16 protein-coding genes are annotated in these 17,939 nt (G+C 53.2%); 4 read left to right on the top strand and 12 right to left on the bottom strand.

Annotation, left to right across the window (positions count from 1 at the left end):
• Window position 1: 1 nt before the first annotated feature.
• Together ATY27_RS15120 and ATY27_RS15125 are read left to right on the top strand one after the other, a co-directional pair.
• Window positions 2–931 (top strand): DUF58 domain-containing protein, encoded by a 930-nt coding sequence (locus ATY27_RS15120; protein WP_208931455.1) that lies wholly within the window; start codon window positions 2–4, stop codon window positions 929–931.
• On the top strand, window positions 925–2,859 hold the full coding sequence (locus ATY27_RS15125) for a DUF3488 and transglutaminase-like domain-containing protein (protein ID WP_208931456.1): 1,935 nt from the start codon (window positions 925–927) through the stop codon (window positions 2,857–2,859). The genes ATY27_RS15120 and ATY27_RS15125 overlap by 7 nt, the downstream gene beginning before the upstream one ends.
• Here ATY27_RS15125 and ATY27_RS15130 read toward each other — a convergent pair.
• From ATY27_RS15130 to bioB, 7 genes are all read right to left on the bottom strand, one after another.
• Window positions 2,840–3,073: a TIGR02647 family protein gene (locus ATY27_RS15130; RefSeq protein WP_208931457.1), complete on the bottom strand. Its 234-nt coding sequence runs from the start codon at window positions 3,071–3,073 to the stop codon at window positions 2,840–2,842. The two genes, ATY27_RS15125 and ATY27_RS15130, sit on opposite strands and share 20 nt — an antisense overlap.
• A gap of 66 nt (window positions 3,074–3,139) precedes the next feature.
• On the bottom strand, window positions 3,140–3,700 hold the full coding sequence (locus tag ATY27_RS15135; protein WP_208931458.1) for a YSC84-related protein: 561 nt from the start codon (window positions 3,698–3,700) through the stop codon (window positions 3,140–3,142).
• Window positions 3,701–3,911: 211 nt separating this feature from the next.
• Entirely contained in the window at window positions 3,912–4,787 is an 876-nt protein-coding gene (gene htpX, locus ATY27_RS15140; protein WP_208933509.1) for a protease HtpX, read from the bottom strand.
• Window positions 4,788–4,875: 88 nt separating this feature from the next.
• The gene (gene bioD, locus ATY27_RS15145; RefSeq protein WP_208931459.1) at window positions 4,876–5,562 is read right to left on the bottom strand and encodes a dethiobiotin synthase; all 687 of its coding nucleotides are present in this window, start codon (window positions 5,560–5,562) and stop codon (window positions 4,876–4,878) included.
• Window positions 5,559–6,350, bottom strand: a complete 792-nt coding sequence (gene bioC, locus ATY27_RS15150; protein ID WP_208931460.1) for a malonyl-ACP O-methyltransferase BioC — start codon at window positions 6,348–6,350, stop codon at window positions 5,559–5,561. The genes bioD and bioC overlap by 4 nt, the downstream gene beginning before the upstream one ends.
• A complete protein-coding gene (locus ATY27_RS15155) occupies window positions 6,343–7,545 on the bottom strand; it encodes an 8-amino-7-oxononanoate synthase (RefSeq protein ID WP_208931461.1) in 1,203 nt (400 codons plus the stop codon). The genes bioC and ATY27_RS15155 overlap by 8 nt, the downstream gene beginning before the upstream one ends.
• Window positions 7,546–7,550: 5 nt before the next feature.
• Complete coding sequence (bioB, locus tag ATY27_RS15160) at window positions 7,551–8,588, bottom strand: biotin synthase BioB (protein WP_347876424.1); 1,038 nt, start codon at window positions 8,586–8,588, stop codon at window positions 7,551–7,553.
• Between the two features lie 135 nt (window positions 8,589–8,723).
• Here bioB and bioA point away from each other — a divergent pair, with 135 nt between their 5' ends.
• Window positions 8,724–10,028 (top strand): adenosylmethionine--8-amino-7-oxononanoate transaminase, encoded by a 1,305-nt coding sequence (bioA, locus tag ATY27_RS15165; RefSeq protein WP_208931463.1) that lies wholly within the window; start codon window positions 8,724–8,726, stop codon window positions 10,026–10,028.
• A gap of 2 nt (window positions 10,029–10,030) precedes the next feature.
• On the opposite strand, the gene ATY27_RS15170 is transcribed toward bioA, so the two are convergent.
• On the bottom strand, window positions 10,031–10,402 hold the full coding sequence (locus tag ATY27_RS15170) for a hypothetical protein (protein WP_208931464.1): 372 nt from the start codon (window positions 10,400–10,402) through the stop codon (window positions 10,031–10,033).
• 116 nt (window positions 10,403–10,518) lie between these two features.
• On the opposite strand from ATY27_RS15170, the gene asnS reads away from it, so the two are divergent.
• Window positions 10,519–11,919 carry an asparagine--tRNA ligase gene (gene asnS / locus ATY27_RS15175; protein ID WP_208931465.1) on the top strand — a complete coding sequence of 467 codons (1,401 nt, stop codon included), beginning with the start codon at window positions 10,519–10,521 and terminating at the stop codon, window positions 11,917–11,919.
• Window positions 11,920–11,980: 61 nt separating this feature from the next.
• Here the strand turns inward: asnS and ATY27_RS15180 are convergent, their stop codons facing one another.
• The 4 genes from ATY27_RS15180 to ATY27_RS15195 all read right to left on the bottom strand — a co-directional run bounded on the left by ATY27_RS15180 (window position 11,981) and on the right by ATY27_RS15195 (window position 17,829).
• A complete protein-coding gene (locus ATY27_RS15180; protein ID WP_208931466.1) occupies window positions 11,981–12,541 on the bottom strand; it encodes an NAD(P)H nitroreductase in 561 nt (186 codons plus the stop codon).
• A gap of 133 nt (window positions 12,542–12,674) precedes the next feature.
• Complete coding sequence (locus ATY27_RS15185; RefSeq protein WP_208931467.1) at window positions 12,675–14,093, bottom strand: glycogen synthase; 1,419 nt, start codon at window positions 14,091–14,093, stop codon at window positions 12,675–12,677.
• 80 nt (window positions 14,094–14,173) lie between these two features.
• Window positions 14,174–15,406 carry a glucose-1-phosphate adenylyltransferase gene (gene glgC, locus ATY27_RS15190; protein WP_208931468.1) on the bottom strand — a complete coding sequence of 411 codons (1,233 nt, stop codon included), beginning with the start codon at window positions 15,404–15,406 and terminating at the stop codon, window positions 14,174–14,176.
• A 386-nt stretch (window positions 15,407–15,792) separates the two neighbouring features.
• The gene (locus ATY27_RS15195; protein WP_279614563.1) at window positions 15,793–17,829 is read right to left on the bottom strand and encodes an NADPH-dependent 2,4-dienoyl-CoA reductase; all 2,037 of its coding nucleotides are present in this window, start codon (window positions 17,827–17,829) and stop codon (window positions 15,793–15,795) included.
• Between the last annotated feature and the right edge of the window lie 110 nt (window positions 17,830–17,939).

Genomic DNA, 17,939 nt, shown 5'->3' on the forward strand with positions numbered 1-17,939 from the left:
AATGGTCAGGATCATTGACCGACTGCAACAGCAATTCCGTCAGCGGGTCTGGCGCTGGCTGGACGCGCGTCAGCCAAGCGCAGCACAGGTGCGCCTGCAACAAAAATTTATGTTTGTGTTTCCGACCCGCTTTGGTTTTGGTATCGGAGCGCTGGTTTTGTTGTTGTACATCCTGGGGACCAACTATCAGAACAATCTGATCCTGCTATTGGCCTATCTGCTGCTGGTGCTGCTAATCAGCACTATCGTGCTGGCATTTCTGAATCTGCATCATTGCGAGCTGTCGGCACGGCCACTGGCCGACGTGTTTGCCGGCCAAAACGCCGCTATTTTGCTGAGTCTGCAGCGCCGGACCGGATCACCGCAGGCGCTGGATGCCGGCTGGCTACACCCTGCCCGGCTCACTGCGGTCGATGGCGCCACTGTGGTGCTTGAACTGCCGGCACCACAACGTGGTTATTTTGCTATTCCAAGGCTCAGGCTGCAGTCAGTCTATCCGTTTGGGTTAGTTCGCTGTTGGTGCTACGTGCAGCTGGACTGCCGCTACTGGGTATTTCCGGCGCCGATCCCAGCCCCTTTTACCGGCGATCAAGCCGATCCGAATCAAAACGATGCCGAGGAATGGTCCGGCCAACGCCAGTATCAACCGGGCGATCCCTGGCGTCAGCTGGACTGGAAGCGATTCAGCCGGCAACAACAATTGCTGGTCCATCAGTTCAGCGCAACAACGTTACCAGGTACTGATTTGTGGCTAAGTGCAGATCCGCGCCTCAGGACGCTGGAGGCACAACTGTCGGACCTGACCGAGCGGGCGATCCGGGCTGAACAGGCGCAGCAACCGTTTGGGCTGCGAAGAACGCCCACAGACATTGCCGTGGGCAGTGGTCCGGCGCATTTACGTCAGGTCTTGCAGGCGTTGGCATTATGGTGAGTAGTGCCATCGATCAAATCAGCCCACAGCTGTTTCACAGGTTGCAATGGCGTTTGTGGTTGTTTCAGTTGCTGCTTTGGGCGTTGTTACTGCCGGCGTACAGCAGCTGGAGCCTGGCCGTGTTTGCTTTGTTATTGCTGGCAAAATTGTGGCAACTTTATCGTGGGGGGCGCCCCTGGAGTCTGACCAAAAACAACTTGCTGGCTGGCGCTATGCTGGTTGCGCTGCTGATTAGCAGTCGTCAGCTTGGTGTCATGCACCTGATGTTTCATTTTTTATTGCTGGCTGCGGTGTTGCGCCTGCTCGGGCTGTCGGCCAGACGGCCATCTGATGTGTCTCAGCTGCTATGGGTGCATTATTTCCTGTTGGCCTGCGCTTTTATCCTGCATCAGGACTTGTGGCTGGCCGTACTGATTTTTTGCGCTTTGCTGGTTAATCTGCATTGTCACCATTTGTGCTTTTGCCGGGAACAGCCGCAGATACAATGGCGGCAGATGAGCCGTGTCGCGGCATTGATGTCTGTGGCAACTGTGCTGCTGTTTGTATTGTTTCCGCGCTTGCCACCTTTATGGCAATTACCGGGCGCCAAGTTGAACCAGACGGGCCTGAGTGACAATCTGGCACCAGGTGCTGTCGCCAGCTTGTTGCAATCAAACGCGCTGGCTTTTCGCGTACGATTTGATGGTACAGCGCCGCCGGCGGAAATTCGTTATTTCCGGGCAAAAATCTACGATCTGTTTGATGGCAAAAACTGGCGGGCGCAACGGCCGCAGCTTAAAACCACGCCGACCCCTGTCGCTACCCCACACTACCGCTACACCGTGATCGTTGAGCCCCATCAGCAATTCAGTCTGTTTGCTTTAGGTTTGCCACACCAACACAGTAATAATGTCGCAATCAACCGGGAGGCACTGGTCGTCGCAGAGCAACCGCTCAGTCAGCGCATCAGTTATCAGCTCAGCAGTTCACTGCAGCCGCTGCCGGTTCGTGGCGACGTTTCACGTTATCTGCAATTGCCAGCCGGAAATGCAAAAGCCAGACAACTGGCGCTGGAACTGAAGCAAAGCGCCCCTGCAGCAAAGGCGCTGGCAACACGGATTGGTATGTATTTTCAGCAACAACAGTTCAGATACAGCCTGTCACCGGGAGAAATAAACGGCGAACAGATCGATACTTTCCTGTTTGATCGAAAGCTGGGATTCTGCAGTCATTACGCCAGCAGCACAGTATTTTTATTACGGGCCGCCGGTGTGCCAGCCCGGTTAATCGGCGGTTACCTGGGGGGGGGATGGCAGGATGATGGTGCTTATCTGCAAGTGCTGCAAAAAGATGCGCATGCCTGGGTTGAATATTATCAGGATGACCGCTGGTGGCCTTTTGATCCGACCGCTTTGATTGAACCGGCATTGTTGCGTGACCTGCCCGGCAACAGCGCAGCCACCGAATTTTCAGGCCTTGGCGGCGACTGGATGCTGCAACGGCTGGAGATTTGGCTGATGCAACCGCTGCGGAATATGGATTATTACTGGTCGATGTGGGTGCTGAGTTTTGACTCGAGCCAACAACAAAGTTTGTTTGGCCAGTTCAACAACTGGCGGCAACACCTCAGGTTCCAATTACACTATGCACTGTGGGTATTGATACTGCCGGCTCTGGCACTGGCATTCTGGTGGTGGCGCCGGCCACGTTTGCAACCAGTGGAACAGTTATTCCAGCCGTTATTAGGGCTGAAGGCAAAGGTGCCACAACAAAGTTATCAACAGTATTTGCAGGAATGGGCCAGGCAACATCCTGTGCTGATGCCGGAATTATCTGGCTGTCTGGACGCTTATCTACGCTGGCAATTTAATGGCGAGCCTGATGGTTTAATTCAGGCCCGGCAAATAATGAAAGGGTTAAAACCTAAACTTAAACGGCTAAGATCCTGAGAGCGGTCTGCACATGTTCAGCACAGCTGCGGCCCAAATCAGTGAGGTAACCGCCGTCAGGTTGAGTCACCAGCCCTTTTTGATACAGCCGTGCGATGGCTGCCTTTGTTTCGTCGTCGGCGTCTTTGTGCGCTTTAATCCCTTCCAGACTGCTGTCAAGGTTAAACAAATTCAGTACGCGGATCTCAACATTCAGATGTGCGTTTACAGGCATAGCTACTCCTTGGTGTTATTCTGCTCTAACCATAGTCTGCGTGACTATCGCCGGCAAATCCGGCGCTTAGTTTAACGCGTCATCGCGCCAGAATTTGGTGCCTTTGATGGTGGCCTGCAATGCCAGACCCGTTTCAGTCAGCTGATAAATCGTAATGTTATCCACGGTGATTTCGCCGCCGATCGCGTCGCCTTTTTCATTCGCTTTCGCCGCCGCATCCATTTGCCCGCCAAAAGCCCAGCCATCGTCGACAAATCGATTTAACGCCTGCTGATTGTGGAACACAAACACCAGCCGGTAATCTTTTGCACCGATACCAAGACCGAGACCGATCTCGCCCATTTTCATATAAGTCACAGTGCCGTTATTGCTGTGAACCACACCATGGCCGCCGCCTGCGCTGGCGAAAATCAGATTGACGTTGGCATTGGAAAACACCGCATAACCGGCTGCACGTTCAATAGAATCCGCAGCATAAGGTTTCTGTTTGTACAGTTTGTTCAGCGTACCGGCGCGCATTTGTTCGATCGACTGGCGCTTTTGATCCGCGGTCTGGCCACCATTGCTGGCGCAACCGCTAAGAACCAGCGTCAGTGCCAGCGAACATGAAATCAGCCATTTTGTCATTGTGATGCTCCTGAAAATATTAGGCTCGCGTTTTCTGACCTGTCGCCGCTGCAAAAGGTTGCAGAACAATCAGCGATTTTTAGGGCCTGCTGACCTGTGGTCAAAGCTAAAAAATTATATTGCGTCAGAAACTTAGTCGCGGCAACCGGAAATTTCCCTGACCATAAACAAACAGGCCGCATAGCGGCCTGTTTTTCCCGGATATAACTGCTTATGCGGCGTTTCTCAGCGCAGCGATGCGTTTTTCCAGTGGTGGATGGCTTAAGAACATCTCACTACGCGCCGACTTATTGGCAATACCAAAAGCCATCATCGAGCCTTCCAGCTGACTGTCATGGTTGTTGCGCAGGCGTTCCAGCGCTGCCACCATTTTATTGGCGCCTACCAACTTGGCAGCACCAGCATCGGCACTATATTCGCGTTTACGTGAGAACCACATCACGATAATACTGGCCAACACGCCAAATAACATTTCCAACACAAACACTGTCATCATGTACGCAAAACCACCGCTTTCGGAGGATTCATCATCACTGCTGCGCGTAGCGTTGTGGATAGCGCCGGCGATTAAGCGCGCCAGGAAAATCACGAAGGTATTGACCACACCCTGGATCAGCGTCAGCGTGACCATATCGCCATTGGCGACGTGGGACACTTCGTGCGCCAGTACGGCTTCTACTTCATCTTCCCGCATATTGCGCAATAAACCCGTACTGACGGCAACAAGCGCGTTGTTACGGCTCATGCCGGTAGCAAATGCGTTCATTTCCGGTGAGTCGTATATTGCCACTTCTGGCATGCCGATCCCGGCTTGTTGTGCCTGACGGCGTACGGTGTTTACCAGCCAATGTTCAGTCGCATTTTGTGGTTGCGTGATAACCACGGCGCCAGTCGACCGTTTTGCCATCCACTTGGACATTGCCAGTGAAATAAATGAACCGCCAAAACCAAACACCGCCGCCAGTAACAACAGGCCGCCCATGCTTTGCCGATCGATGCCAAAGACACTGAATAAAATACTCAGCACGACAGACAACACCAGCATCACAGCTAAGTTCGTCATAATAAACAACAGAATACGTTTCATCATTACCTCTTATTTCCGATGACCTGAAAGCATGATATGGGCATTTGCTGCAATATCAAGCCGGATACGGTTGGTCGATGGAATTGGGCTATGAAAAACGGCGAGAATTGAGCAGAAATGTCTGCGCCAGTGCGACACACTGCGCATCCGTCGGACCTTGTGGCGCGAACGGTAAAGTTGTCAGACAAGGTAGCTGCAAGCGACCTTGCAGATCCTGCAGCGTTTCCGCCAGATAATGCATGTTGGGATCCAGCACATTGGCGATGTAACCAAGCAGCGGCACACCGGCACGGCGTAACTCACGGACTGTCAGCAGGCTGTGATTCAGACAGCCAAGTTTCACCCCGACCACCAGCACCACCGGCCATTGTTTTGCAATCACCCAATCTGCCAGATATTCCTCTGCATTCAGTGGCAATAACCAACCACCGGCCCCTTCGACCAATGTCAGTTCACAGGCCGGATCAGGCTTGGTTGCGGCGAGCACTGCATCGAGCTCTGCCAGCGACAGGGACTTACCTTGTGCCTGCGCAGCCAGATGAGGCGCGGTTGGCAGGGTAAAACAGATTGGATTAACCGCGCTGACGGTCTGGCCGGTGACCGCTGCCAGAGCTTTAGCATCAGTGTTGTGCCCTGCTGCGTCCACGCCACTGGCAATTGGCTTTAGCGCCTTACAGCGCACACCGCTTTGCACTAACCCACGTAACAGCGCAGCGCTGCAATAGGTTTTGCCGGCATCGGTGTCGGTGCCGGTGACAAAAAAATACTTTGTCATTCGCACGAATCCGCCGGCATCTGACCAAAGATAAACAGCACCTGATAAGTCAGTGGCAGGCCTTGCGTCGTCAGATTGCGTTGATAGGCATCGGCAAATCGTTGCCAATAAGCGCGCCCGGCGAGGCCCGGAATGGCTGCAGGTTTCAGACCGGTATAATTGGCACCAATCAGCTTAAATTCGCGGGCCAGTGTAAACACATCAGGGAAAAACAACTGAAAGGTCTTTTGCTGTGCGTAGCACGGCAAACCTTGCGCGCGTGCACTTTGCAGATAATCCGCAACCGGACTGAATTGCAACGTCGGCGGGACCTGGCCGCTTAAACGCCAGGCCTGCTGAAATTCAAACATCGATTCTTCCACCAGCGTTGTCAGCACAAAACGCCCGCCAGGTTTGAGGATGCGGGCAATCTCAGCAAACACCGCGGCCGGATCTGCGCACCACTGCAGCATCAGCGAGCTGAATACCGTGTCGACACTATGATCCGGCAGTGGTATAGCCGCAGCATCGGCCTGGATAAATTCATTGGCGATGCCATGCCGCTCTGCCTGTTGCAGCATCGCAGCACTTAAGTCCAGCGCGACCAGATGGTCACAATGGCTGCTCAGGTTATGGTGAAACCAGCCGGGGCCACAGCCCAGATCCAACAAAGTCCCATGTTGCTGTGAGGCCAAAAACCGCAGTGCATCAAAGGCTACTTCGCGCTGCAGCCGCGCGCCTTGTTCATAGCTTTTTGCAGCTTTACTGAAATGGGCATTAATTTGGTCCGCTTGCAGCAGATTATTCACGACAATTCTCCGCGATTGAGGTCGTTTGGTTTTGTTCCGTAGCAGGCCGCGTTTGTGCCAGCGCCTGCACTAACTGACGGATCTGTAATTCGCTATGACTGGCGCTGAGACTTATCCGCAGCCGCGCCTGCGGCACGGTCGGTGGGCGGATCGCATGCAGCCAGATGCCGGCTTGTTTCAGTGCAGCACTCCAACTCAATGCACTGGCACTGTTGGCACACAGGACCGGCTGAATAGCCGTCATAGAGTCACTGATAGCAAGCCCGGCTTGCTTCGCTAGCTGGCGAAACAAACCAATGTTGTCAGCCAGCTGTTCGCGACGCCACTGTTCTGTCCGGCAGAGCAGAACGCTGCTTTGCATGGCGCGGCACAACGCCGGCGACAAGGCAGTGCTGTAGATATAATGCCGTGACTGCTGGCGGATAAAATCAATCACATCGCGGCTGCCGGCCAGAAAACCGCCTTGCCCGGCCAGAGCTTTGCCAAAATTAGCCATCAGACACTGCAGTTCGGTCGCCTGAACACCATGCGCAGCCCAGCTACCACGGCCTTCAGCGCCGAGTACGCCTATACCATGGGCATCATCCAGTAACAGTGGCTGCGCTGGCGTTAACAACCGCAGCAATGCCGCACAGTCAGTGACATCACCGTCCATGCTAAACACCCCTTCGGTGGCAACCACCACAGACTGATGTTTAGCGCCGGATTGTTGCAACATTGCCGCCAGCGCTGTCAGATCCTGATGCGGATAGCGCTTAAACTGCCGCTGACCGTGGGTCAGTAAATCCTGCATTGAGGCATGGCAAAATTTATCCAGCAGCAACAGATCCTGCGGGCCCTGCAGCGCGCTCAGCATCGCCTGATTGGCAGCAAAACCAGAGCTGAACAACAACACGTCTTCAACGCCCAGCCAGTCACGCAATATGGCGCTTAAATCGGCATGGGCAGGCTGATAACCAGTGATCAGCGGTGAGCCAGTACTGGCCACGCCATCAGTCAGCGCGGCATCCGCCAATGCCTGCTTGAGCACAGGTACCTGTGCCAGGCCGAGATAATCATTGCCGGAAAAATTGATGAACAGTGTGCCGTTATGGCTCAGCAAACCGTCCGGCAAAGTCTGCACCTGCTGTTCCTGCCGGTACAGGCCTTGCTCGCGACGCGCAGTCAGCCAGCGCTGGATCTCAGCAGTTTGCATGAATATCAGACGGCCGCGTGAAACAGACTGGGTTCCAGCTGTTCCTGGATCGCCTGCGCCATCGCGGCTTCATGCGCTTCATCCGACACATCGCCGCGCTGCTCAGGTTTTAAGCCAAGCTTGGCAAACAACTGCATATCAGCATTGGCTTCCGGGTTTTCGGTAGTCAGCAATTTGTCGCCATAGAAAATCGAATTAGCACCGGCCATAAAACACAGCGCCTGCATTTGCTCATTCATCCGTGAGCGGCCAGCGGACAACCTGACATGACTTTTTGGCAACATGATGCGCGCAACGGCGATGGTACGGATAAATTCAAAACCATCCAAATCGTCGACATTTTCCAGCGGCGTCCCCGCCACTTTCACCAGCATATTGATTGGCACTGATTCCGGATGTTCCGGCAAATTAGCGATCTGGCGCAGCAGTGCTGAGCGGTCATTAGCACTCTCTCCCATGCCGACAATACCGCCACAGCAAACTTTCATGCCGGCATCACGCACGTGCGACAGCGTATCTAAACGGTCCTGATAAGTCCGGGTAGTGATGATTTCACCATAAAATTCCGGCGAAGTATCCAGATTGTGGTTGTAATAATCCAGACCAGCACCGGCCAGTTCCTGCGCCTGATCCGCCGTGAGTTTACCCAGCGTCATGCAAGTTTCCAGGCCCATACCCTTCACGCCCTGGATCATTTCCATGATGTACGGCATATCGCGTTGTTTTGGATTGCTCCAGGCCGCGCCCATACAAAACCGGCTGGCGCCCTGCTCTTTGGCCGCTTTGGCCTGCGTCAGGACTTTTTCCACTTCCAGCAGCCGCTCACGCTCCAGACCCGTGTTGTAATGACCGCTTTGCGGGCAATATTTGCAGTCTTCGGCACAGGCACCGGTTTTAATCGACAACAAGGTGCTGACCTGCACTTCGTTGGCGGTGAAATTAGCACGATGCACCAGTTGGGCGCGAAACATTAAGTCATTAAAAGGTAAGGCGAATAACGCGTTGACTTCGGCCAGAGTCCAATCGTGGCGAAGCTGCGACAGGCTTGGATCGGTAAAAAGCGAATGCATAAAAGTCCCTGTATTTCATTTGTCTTTGACTGGGTTTGTCGCTAGTCTAACCGCGCACCTTGCCTTGTCAACGCGTACCAGTTCCCCAGGTTTACCAATGGTTATTATATGAGCATAGATCTGCAGTTTGACCGCCAGCATTTGTGGCATCCTTATACCTCCATGGCCTCGCCGTTACCGGTCTACCCGATCAAAAGTGCCCATGGCTGCTTATTGACCCTCGACGATGGCCGCGAGCTGGTCGACGGCACATCAAGCTGGTGGGCAGCCATTCATGGATATAACCATCCAGAGTTAAACGCCGCGGTGAGTAAACAGCTACAGCAAATGAGCCATGTGATGTTCGGCGGTATCACCCATGCACCGGCAATCGAACTTGGGAAACTGTTGCTCGAATTAGTGCCGTCGAACCTGCAACATATTTTTTATGCCGACAGCGGTTCTATCGCGGTCGAAGTGGCACTGAAAATGGCACTGCAATATCAGCTGGCGCTGGGCAATACACGAAAAAGCCGCGTATTGAGCCTGCGCAAGGCCTACCATGGCGATACTTTTGCCACTATGGCGCTGTGCGATCCGGTGGACGGCATGCATGCGATGTTTCAGGCGCAACTGACCTCACATTTGTTTGCCCCAGCGCCGACACGGGCATTTGACGAAGATTGGCAAAGCGCTGATGGCGATGCGCTGCGACAGATGTTCGCACAGCATCATCAGCAGCTGGCAGCCTTTGTGCTGGAGCCTGTGCTGCAGGGCGCCGGAGGGATGCGACTGTATCATCCGCAGTATTTACGACTGGCGCGGGAACTGTGTGACCAATATCAGGTGTTGTTGATTTGTGATGAAATAGCCACCGGTTTTGGCCGCACCGGCAAACTATTCGCAGTCGACCATGCCGGCATCCAGCCTGATATTTTATGTCTTGGTAAAGCTCTGAGCGGTGGCTACATCACGCTGGCGGCAACCTTGTGTAGTTCAGCAGTGGCTGACGGCATTAGCAGCGGCGCAGTCGGCGCTTTGATGCACGGCCCGACTTATATGGCGAATCCACTGGCTTGTGCTGTCGCTTGTGCCAGCCTGAAGATTATCCAGACCGGCGCCTGGCAAAGCCAGGTTGCACAAATTGAACAACAGCTGCAACAGTTAAAACCGCTTGCGCAATATCCCGCTGTCAAGGCGGTGCGCGTGCTGGGCGCTGTTGGAATTGTCGAGATGAATGGCAATATTGATGTGGCCAAAGCGCAGGCATTGATGGTGGCAAAAGGCGTGTGGATCCGACCTTTTGGTAATCTGTTTTATCTAATGCCGCCTTATATCATTCGGCCGGCCGAACTTGCGCAGCTGATCGCCGCTTTACAGTTTATTGTGCAACAGGATGTGCTGCATCAGGCACCAGCCTTACCGGGCGCCTGATGCTAAATCTGATAGAAAAAGCTTAAAGCCGCCAATGCGATCAATAACAAAGCAACCGAATTGTATTGCTGTCGGTCCGTGGCGCGGCGCAGGCGGAACTGATTCAGCACAATGCTGAACAGACTGACCAGACAACACCACCACAACAAATAGATTAGCTGACCTGTCAGCGTGGGTTCCCAATAATCTCGAAACTGAATGCCCCAATAGCGCACCAGGCCAGAATTCATTTCCGGTTTCGCCAGGTGGCTCAGTCCCAATGCAACAATCAAAATGACCCAACCAACCACTGACAACCAATGAAAACTCTGCACCACCCAATCCGGGCCTTTACGGCGATTTTTACGCGGTCTGCTGCCAACAGGTTCATCCACGGCGCGGTTCCTTCGGTTTGTGACAAGTTTTGCTTGTGCTTAAGCGCTGCCTGCGTATCATTACACCTCCTGAATTAAAATCAAACTTTTCTGAAGCGCAAGTTGGAGTCTGATGCATGACGCATGCAGTGATTAAAGACGTTCTTGCCGGCCAGTATGCTGCCGGCGCCACTATTACCGTCAAAGGTTGGATCCGTACCCGTCGCGATTCCAAAGCCGGTATTTCTTTCCTCGCCGTACACGACGGCAGCTGTTTTGATGCACTGCAAGCCGTCGCTCCGGCAGATCTGAATAATTACGAAACCGAGATCAAACGCCTGACAACTGCGTGTTCTGTCATTGTCACAGGCACTGTGGTGAAATCTGAAGGTCAGGGTCAATCCTATGAAATTCAGGCAAGCCACGTTGAAGTGCTGGGCTGGGTGGAAAATCCGGATACCTACCCGATGGCGCCAAAACGCCACAGCATGGAATATCTGCGTGAACAGGCGCATTTACGCGCCCGCACCAATATGGTTGGTGCCATCACCCGAGTCCGGCATTGTCTGGCGCAGGCCATTCACCGTTTCTTCCACGAACGGGGTTTTTACTGGATCAGCACGCCAATTATTACCGGTGCTGATGCTGAAGGCGCCGGTGAAATGTTCCGCGTCAGTACGCTGGATTTAGAAAATCTGCCACGCGACGACAAAGGCCACATCGATTACAAACAAGACTTTTTCGGCAAAGAGACCTTCCTGACTGTATCGGGTCAGCTGAACGTCGAAACTTATGCCTGTGCGCTGTCTAATGTGTATACCTTTGGCCCGACTTTCCGTGCTGAAAACTCCAATACCACGCGTCACCTCGCTGAGTTCTGGATGATCGAACCGGAAGTGGCTTTTGCTGAACTGAAAGATGTCGCGCAGCTGGCAGAAGACATGCTGAAGTACGTGTTTAAAGCCGTGCTGGCTGAGCGTGCCGACGATATGGCGTTTTTCGCTGAACGTGTCGACGACAAAGCGATCAGCCGTCTGCAGCAAATCGTTGAATCCAGCTTCGTCCGGATGGATTACACCGACGCTATTACCATTCTGCAAAACTGCGGCAAGAAGTTTGATTATGCCGTGGAATGGGGCGTAGATTTACAGTCTGAGCACGAACGTTATCTGGCTGAAGTACATGTAGGCGCACCGGTGATCCTGCAGAACTATCCAAAAGACATCAAAGCGTTTTATATGCGGATGAACGAAGACGGTAAAACCGTGGCCGCGATGGATATTCTGGCGCCTGGTATCGGTGAAATCATCGGTGGCAGCCAGCGTGAAGAGCGTCTGGAGCAGCTTGATGCCCGGATGGATGCGATGGGCCTGAACAAAGAAGATTACAGCTGGTACCGTGATCTGCGCCGTTATGGCACAGTACCACACGCCGGTTTTGGTCTTGGCTTTGAACGTTTAGTGTCTTATGTGACTGGTGTTGGTAACGTCCGTGATGTGATTGCATTCCCGCGTACACCGGGCAATGCTGACTTCTAATCTGACTAATGAAAAAAACCGCCTTCCGGCGGTTTTTTTTTCAGCTGTAAAACATGATTAGTTACTGATAATCGCTGAAGAACTCATTCACTTCTAACTGCGGGCGCTGTGGCGTTTCAGTGGCACAGGTTCCGAGATACAAATAGCCGACGATTTCATCATCTTCTGCCAATCCCATCGTCTGGCGGACAAATTCAAATTGGGTATAAGCGCCAGTGCGCCAAATGCCGCCAAAACCCTGCGCAAATGCGGCCTGCTGCATCGCCATCACGGCACAAGCTGCAGACTGCACCTGTTCAGATACCGGCACTTTATGGTGCTCACGGCATCTGGCAATACAGGCGATCACCATCGGTGCGCGCAGCGGCAGTTGTCGTGCCCGCTCCAGCAAATCATTGGCTATAGTCGGATCATCTTCCAGCGCCGCCTCGGCGAAAATATCGCCAAGTTTAGTCAATGCGGATTTGCCGCTGAACACCACAAACCGCCAGGGACGCAGGCCGCCGTGATCTGGCACCCGTAATGCGGCTTGTTTAATCAGCTGCAAGGCTTCGCCTGCAGGTGCGGGCTCAGTTAAACGGGAGGAGGAATAGCGGGTCGTGAGTAAGGTCATTGCGTCCATAAAAAAGCCCTTGAGAAAGACCCGCTAAGGCTAGCAAACTTCATTGAGAAACGACAACCGAAATTGTCCATTCCACCGCCGATTGCAGCTATTTCAGACAAATATTGTTTATATTCAAACAATTGCGGACGATTTATTCTGAGCGTGCCAGCGTTTGCGTATACAAGGCCAGATACGCGATGGCAGCCTGTTGCCAGTCAAACACCTGCGCCATACCCCGTTGCTGCACACTGCGATAACGCCGCTTATTCCGATACAACGCTGACGCAACAGACAATGCCTCCAATAAAGCTGCAACCGTCGGCTCATCAAATACCACGCCGGTTGCCCCGCGCGCGCTCAGGTCCGTGACGGTGTCTTTTAGCCCCCCCGTTGCCCGTACTATCGGCACTGTGCCATAACGCAGGCTGTAGATCTGGTTCAGGCCGCAGGGTTCGAACAGGCTGGGCATCAAAAAAAAGTCGCCGGCCGCTTCAACCTGATGTGACAGCGGCTCATCAAAACCTTCCAATAAGCGGAATTGCTGTGGGAACTGCTGTTCCAGGCTACGTAACGGCTGGATAAATTGTTGTTCCCCGGTCCCCATCAACAGAACCTGGGCATCTGTATTGCTGAGGAACTGCTGCAAGGCCGGGATCAGCAACGTAAAGCCTTTTTGTCCGGTGATGCGACTGACACTGACAAATAATGGTGCATTACTATCAGGTAGCTGCGTTTGGCGGCGCAGTTCTGCTTTGCATAACGCTTTACCAGCAAGATCACGGCTGTCGTAGCGCGCCGGCAGACTCAAATCAGTTGACGGGTCCCAACGGCTATAATCACAACCGTTCAGAATGCCGACAAAACGATTCTGCTTCTGCTGATAGAGCGTGGCCAGTCCATTCGCTGCCGGCTCGCTCAGCAATTCATCCCGATAGCCCGGGCTGACCGTATTGATACTGTCAGCCTGCCACAGCCCGAGGGCCAGTAAGGTCGTCGGCAGTTCAGCCGGCAAATGCCAGTGGTCCAGCCCCAACAGCCCAAGCTGTTCGCGGCCAAACCCCTGCTGATAGGCGGCATTGTGGACGGTCAGCACAAACTTGCTGTGGGCTAACGCCCCCTGCTGCATTTCTTTTAAATAACAAGCGGCTAATGCGCTTTGCCAGTCATGGCCATGCACGATGTCAATGGATTCAGGCTGAGTCTGCAAATAGGCTAATGCTGCCTTACAGAAAAATGCAAAGCGTTGCAGGTTATCCGGATAAGGCTGCTCGCCGTCATCATAAGGCCGTGGCCGCTGAAAAAACTGGTGATGTTCTATCAGCGCCACAGGAATGTCGTCAACCATGGTATGGCGCACCGCACAGCCATAGGTCTGATGGCCGAGTTCAAAATATAAGGATTGCCAGTCAGCCGTCTGAGCGACCCCATACAAGGCGCCATAACGAGGCAAAATAATCTGCACCTGATGGCCGGCATCCTGCAGCGCTTTTGCCAGCCCCCGGGTTGCGTCCGCCAGACCACCGGTTTTCAGCAGCCCTTCAAACTCACTGCAGATAAATGCCAACCGCATTACTTTTCCTTCTTTTAAACCAGCACAGCCAAACCAGGCTCAGTTACACCGATTAATCAAAACCGGCCAGTTAAAACCGGCTAGTCAAAACCAACCATGGCCCCTTTCGGGATCACCACCACACCGTCCGGCGACACGTGGAAACGTTGTTTGTCCAGTACCGGATCTTCACCAATCACAGTCCCGGGCGCGATACGCACGTCTTTATCAATAATGGCGCGACGAATACGACAGCCCCGGCCAATATCGTTATTGCCCATCAACACGCTTTTTTCGATGTAAGCATGACTGTGCACATGACAGTTATAACCGAGGATCGAATGATACACGATCGAACCACTGACAATGCAGCCGGCAGCAACCATCGAACTAATCGCCTGACCAGTCCGGTTCGCCTCATCATGGACAAACTTCGCTGGTGGCATCGGTGGCGTGTAACTGCGCATCGGCCAGTATTTGTTATACAGATCAATCGGCGGCACGATGGAAATTAAATCCATGTTGGCTTCGTAATACGAATCGATAGTGCCCACATCGCGCCAGTAACCCCGAACTTCTTCTTTTTCACCACGGATGCGGTTCGTTGAGAAGTCATACACATAGACTTCACCCAACGGGTACAGCTTCGGGATAATATTGTGGCCAAAATCGTGTTTGGAGTCTGGCTCTTTAGCATCCGCTTCCAGCACTTCAACCAGCGTTTTGGCTTCAAAAATGTAATTGCCCATCGAAGCCAACACATAATCCGGCCGGCCCGGGATAGTTTTAGGATTGGACTTCGGCTTTTCTTCAAAGCCGATCATTTTGCCGTTGGCATCGACTTCAATGACACCGAATTCGTTCGCCAGTGCGACTGGCACCGGGATCGCCGCAACGGTCAGTTTTGCTTCATGCTGGCGATGGAACTCCAGCATCTGCCGGACATCCATCTTATAAATATGATCGCCACCAAACACACAGACATGCTCCGGATCCAGACCAGAGATCAGGTGTAAATTCTGATACACCGCATCAGCGGTGCCCAGATACCAGTGTTTACCGGTTTGCATCTGGGCTGGGATCGGATCGATAAAACGACTGGTCAAGCCTGTAACCCGCCAGGCCCGGCTTAAATGTTTCATCAGGGAGTGCGATTTAAACTGCGTGATCACGAAAATTTGCAACAAGTCCGAATTAACGAAGTTGTTCAGGACAAAATCAATAATGCGGTAATTGCCACCAAAAGGTACTGCGGGTTTGGCCCGGATCCCGGTAAGTGGCGCCAAACGCGTCCCCTCACCACCAGCCAGAATCATTGTTAACACACCTGACATATAGACTCCCTGTAGATTTCGACAAACTGCACTTGCTGGTTATGCCATAACACTAAGCAAGGCCAATACCATGATTGGCAGTTACGCCGATAATTCCCTGCAATGTGGGAAATACCACTGCGGCGTCCGAACCACTTTATGGCGGCCCGATGGCAACAGTATGACAACGCGCGCCAAAATGGTGCAAAAAGAAGCCCTTGCACCAAAAGTACGCTGTTGCAGCTGTATGACAGTTACTTAACGTGGGAAAGGCTCGCGGGGCAAGTGAAATCTGAAAAAATTGTTTTCAACTGGGGGAACATCAGATCGGTTTACACCGATCTGATGGAGGGTTTTGCAAGCGTTATCAGTTTGTTTCTGGTCGTCTGGTAATTTGATATCACCGATCAAATCACCGCAGCAAGCTCTGCGCCCTGCCGGATCGCCCGTTTGGCGTCCAGCTCAGCGGCAACAAAAGCACCACCAATCAGATGGCTGTTCACGCCTTTGCCGGTCAGTTCGTCGTGCAACGAGCGCAGACTTTCTTGTCCAGCGCAAATCACCACATTGTCGACATCGAGGCACCGTTCCTGCCCATCCAGTTCAATCCACAAACCAGCATCATCTACGCGCAGGTACTGCACGCCCGCCAGCATCTCCACACCTTTTTTCTTCAGCGAACTGCGGTGGATCCAGCCGGTGGTTTTGCCAAGCCCGGCCCCTACTTTCGAAGTTTTGCGCTGCAGCAGGTAAATTTTACGCGCCGGCGCCGGACTGATCTCAGCCGGTAATAAAGCACCACGCGCCTGATAAGCGGCGTCAATGCCCCAGTCCTTTAACCAGGCTTCAGGTTGCAGCGTCAGCGAATGCGGTTCCGTCAGATACTCGGCGATATCAAAGCCAATACCACCGGCACCAATCACGGCAACTTTGGCGCCAACGGGCTGGTGATCGCGCAATACATCAAGATAACTCAGCACTTTGGCGTGGTCACTGCCCGGGATTTGCAGTGCACGCGGTTTGATACCGCTGGCAATAACAATTTCATCAAAACCGCCGCCAGCCAGGCTTTCTGCGGTTTGCAGACTGCCCAGTTCCAGTTTGACCGCGAGGTGCTTCAGCATCTGGCCAAAATAACGCAACGTTTCATAAAATTCTTCTTTGCCAGGCACCTGTTTGGCGTAATTAAACTGGCCACCAATGCGGTCGTCCTTATCAAATAACGTCACGCTATGACCGCGCTGCGCGGCATAGACTGAAAACGCCAATCCGGCCGGCCCCGCACCAACCACAGCGATTTTTTTCGGCGTGGCTGTCGGGTTAAAATTCAATTCTGTCTCATAACAGGCGCGTGGATTGACCAGGCAAGTGGCGCGTTTTTTCTGAAAAATATGATCAAGACAGGCCTGATTACAGGCAATACAGGTATTGATCAGCTCCGGCGTGCCGGCCGCCGCTTTGTTAACAAACTCCGGGTCGGCCAAAAATGGTCGTGCCATACAAATTAAATCGGCTTCGCCTTTGGCCAGAATGTCTTCACCGACGTCCGGTGTGTTAATCCGGTTGGTTGCAACTACCGGAATGCTGACTTGCTGTTTGATCTGTGCGGTGATCCAGCGAAAGGCCGCACGCGGTACCATAGTGCCGATCGTCGGCACCCGCGCTTCATGCCAGCCAATGCCGGTATTGATTAACGTCGCACCGGCTTGTTGCACGGCTTTGGCCAGTTGCACCACTTCGTCATAGCTGTTGCCATCTTCAACCAGATCCAGCATCGACAGACGGTAGATAATGATAAATTCAGGCCCGCATTTGGCACGGACCGCGCCAATAGTTTCCAGTGCCAATGCACAGCGTTTTTCAAAGCTGCCACCCCATTCATCCTGCCGTTGGTTCGTACGCTGACAGATGAACTGGTTAATCAGGTAACCTTCTGAGCCCATGATTTCAACGCCGTCGTAGCCGGCCTTCTGGGCCAAGGCTGCTGAGCTGGCAAAATCTTTGATGGTGCAGCGCACCTGACGTGATGACATCGCTGCCGGTTTAAACGGGGTGATCGGCGACTGGATGGCGCTCGGCGCCTGATTCAGTGGATGATAGCCATAACGGCCGGCATGCAGCAGCTGCAGGCAAATTTTTGCGCCATAGGGATGAACCGCTTCGGTTAACAACCGATGTTTGCCAGTTTGCCAGAACCAACTGAGCTGACTGCCAAACGGGACTAGCGAGCCGCGAAAGTTTGGGCTGATGCCGCCGGTGATAATCAGGCCTACACCGCCTTTTGCCCGCTCGGCATAAAAGGCGGCAAGTTTATCGAACCCCTGTTTCTCTTCTTCGAGTCCGGTGTGCATGCTGCCCATGATCACCCGGTTTTTCAGTTGGGTGAAGCCTAAATCAAGAGCTGACAATAAATGTGGATAAGACACTGCGACCTCTCTGGTCATACCTGTTGAATGTGCGGAATGTAGCGTCTTTTTTCTGAGCTGACAAGCCGCGGCTGTTTGCTTTCTCACCGGGTTACGAACATTTTCTTACAAATTGCCGTCGAACACCT

This window comes from Rheinheimera sp. F8, from assembly GCF_001518915.1.

Coding starts and splice junctions, on each gene's coding strand:
- ATY27_RS15120 (WP_208931455.1), top strand. CDS start 2: ATGGTCAGGATCATTGACCGACTGCAACAGCAATTCCGTCAGCGGGTC.
- ATY27_RS15125 (WP_208931456.1), top strand. CDS start 925: ATGGTGAGTAGTGCCATCGATCAAATCAGCCCACAGCTGTTTCACAGG.
- ATY27_RS15130 (WP_208931457.1), bottom strand. CDS start 3,073: ATGCCTGTAAACGCACATCTGAATGTTGAGATCCGCGTACTGAATTTG.
- ATY27_RS15135 (WP_208931458.1), bottom strand. CDS start 3,700: ATGACAAAATGGCTGATTTCATGTTCGCTGGCACTGACGCTGGTTCTT.
- htpX (WP_208933509.1), bottom strand. CDS start 4,787: ATGAAACGTATTCTGTTGTTTATTATGACGAACTTAGCTGTGATGCTG.
- bioD (WP_208931459.1), bottom strand. CDS start 5,562: ATGACAAAGTATTTTTTTGTCACCGGCACCGACACCGATGCCGGCAAA.
- ATY27_RS15155 (WP_208931461.1), bottom strand. CDS start 7,545: ATGCAAACTGCTGAGATCCAGCGCTGGCTGACTGCGCGTCGCGAGCAA.
- bioA (WP_208931463.1), top strand. CDS start 8,724: ATGAGCATAGATCTGCAGTTTGACCGCCAGCATTTGTGGCATCCTTAT.
- asnS (WP_208931465.1), top strand. CDS start 10,519: ATGACGCATGCAGTGATTAAAGACGTTCTTGCCGGCCAGTATGCTGCC.
- ATY27_RS15180 (WP_208931466.1), bottom strand. CDS start 12,541: ATGGACGCAATGACCTTACTCACGACCCGCTATTCCTCCTCCCGTTTA.
- ATY27_RS15185 (WP_208931467.1), bottom strand. CDS start 14,093: ATGCGGTTGGCATTTATCTGCAGTGAGTTTGAAGGGCTGCTGAAAACC.
- glgC (WP_208931468.1), bottom strand. CDS start 15,406: ATGTCAGGTGTGTTAACAATGATTCTGGCTGGTGGTGAGGGGACGCGT.
- ATY27_RS15195 (WP_279614563.1), bottom strand. CDS start 17,829: ATGACCAGAGAGGTCGCAGTGTCTTATCCACATTTATTGTCAGCTCTT.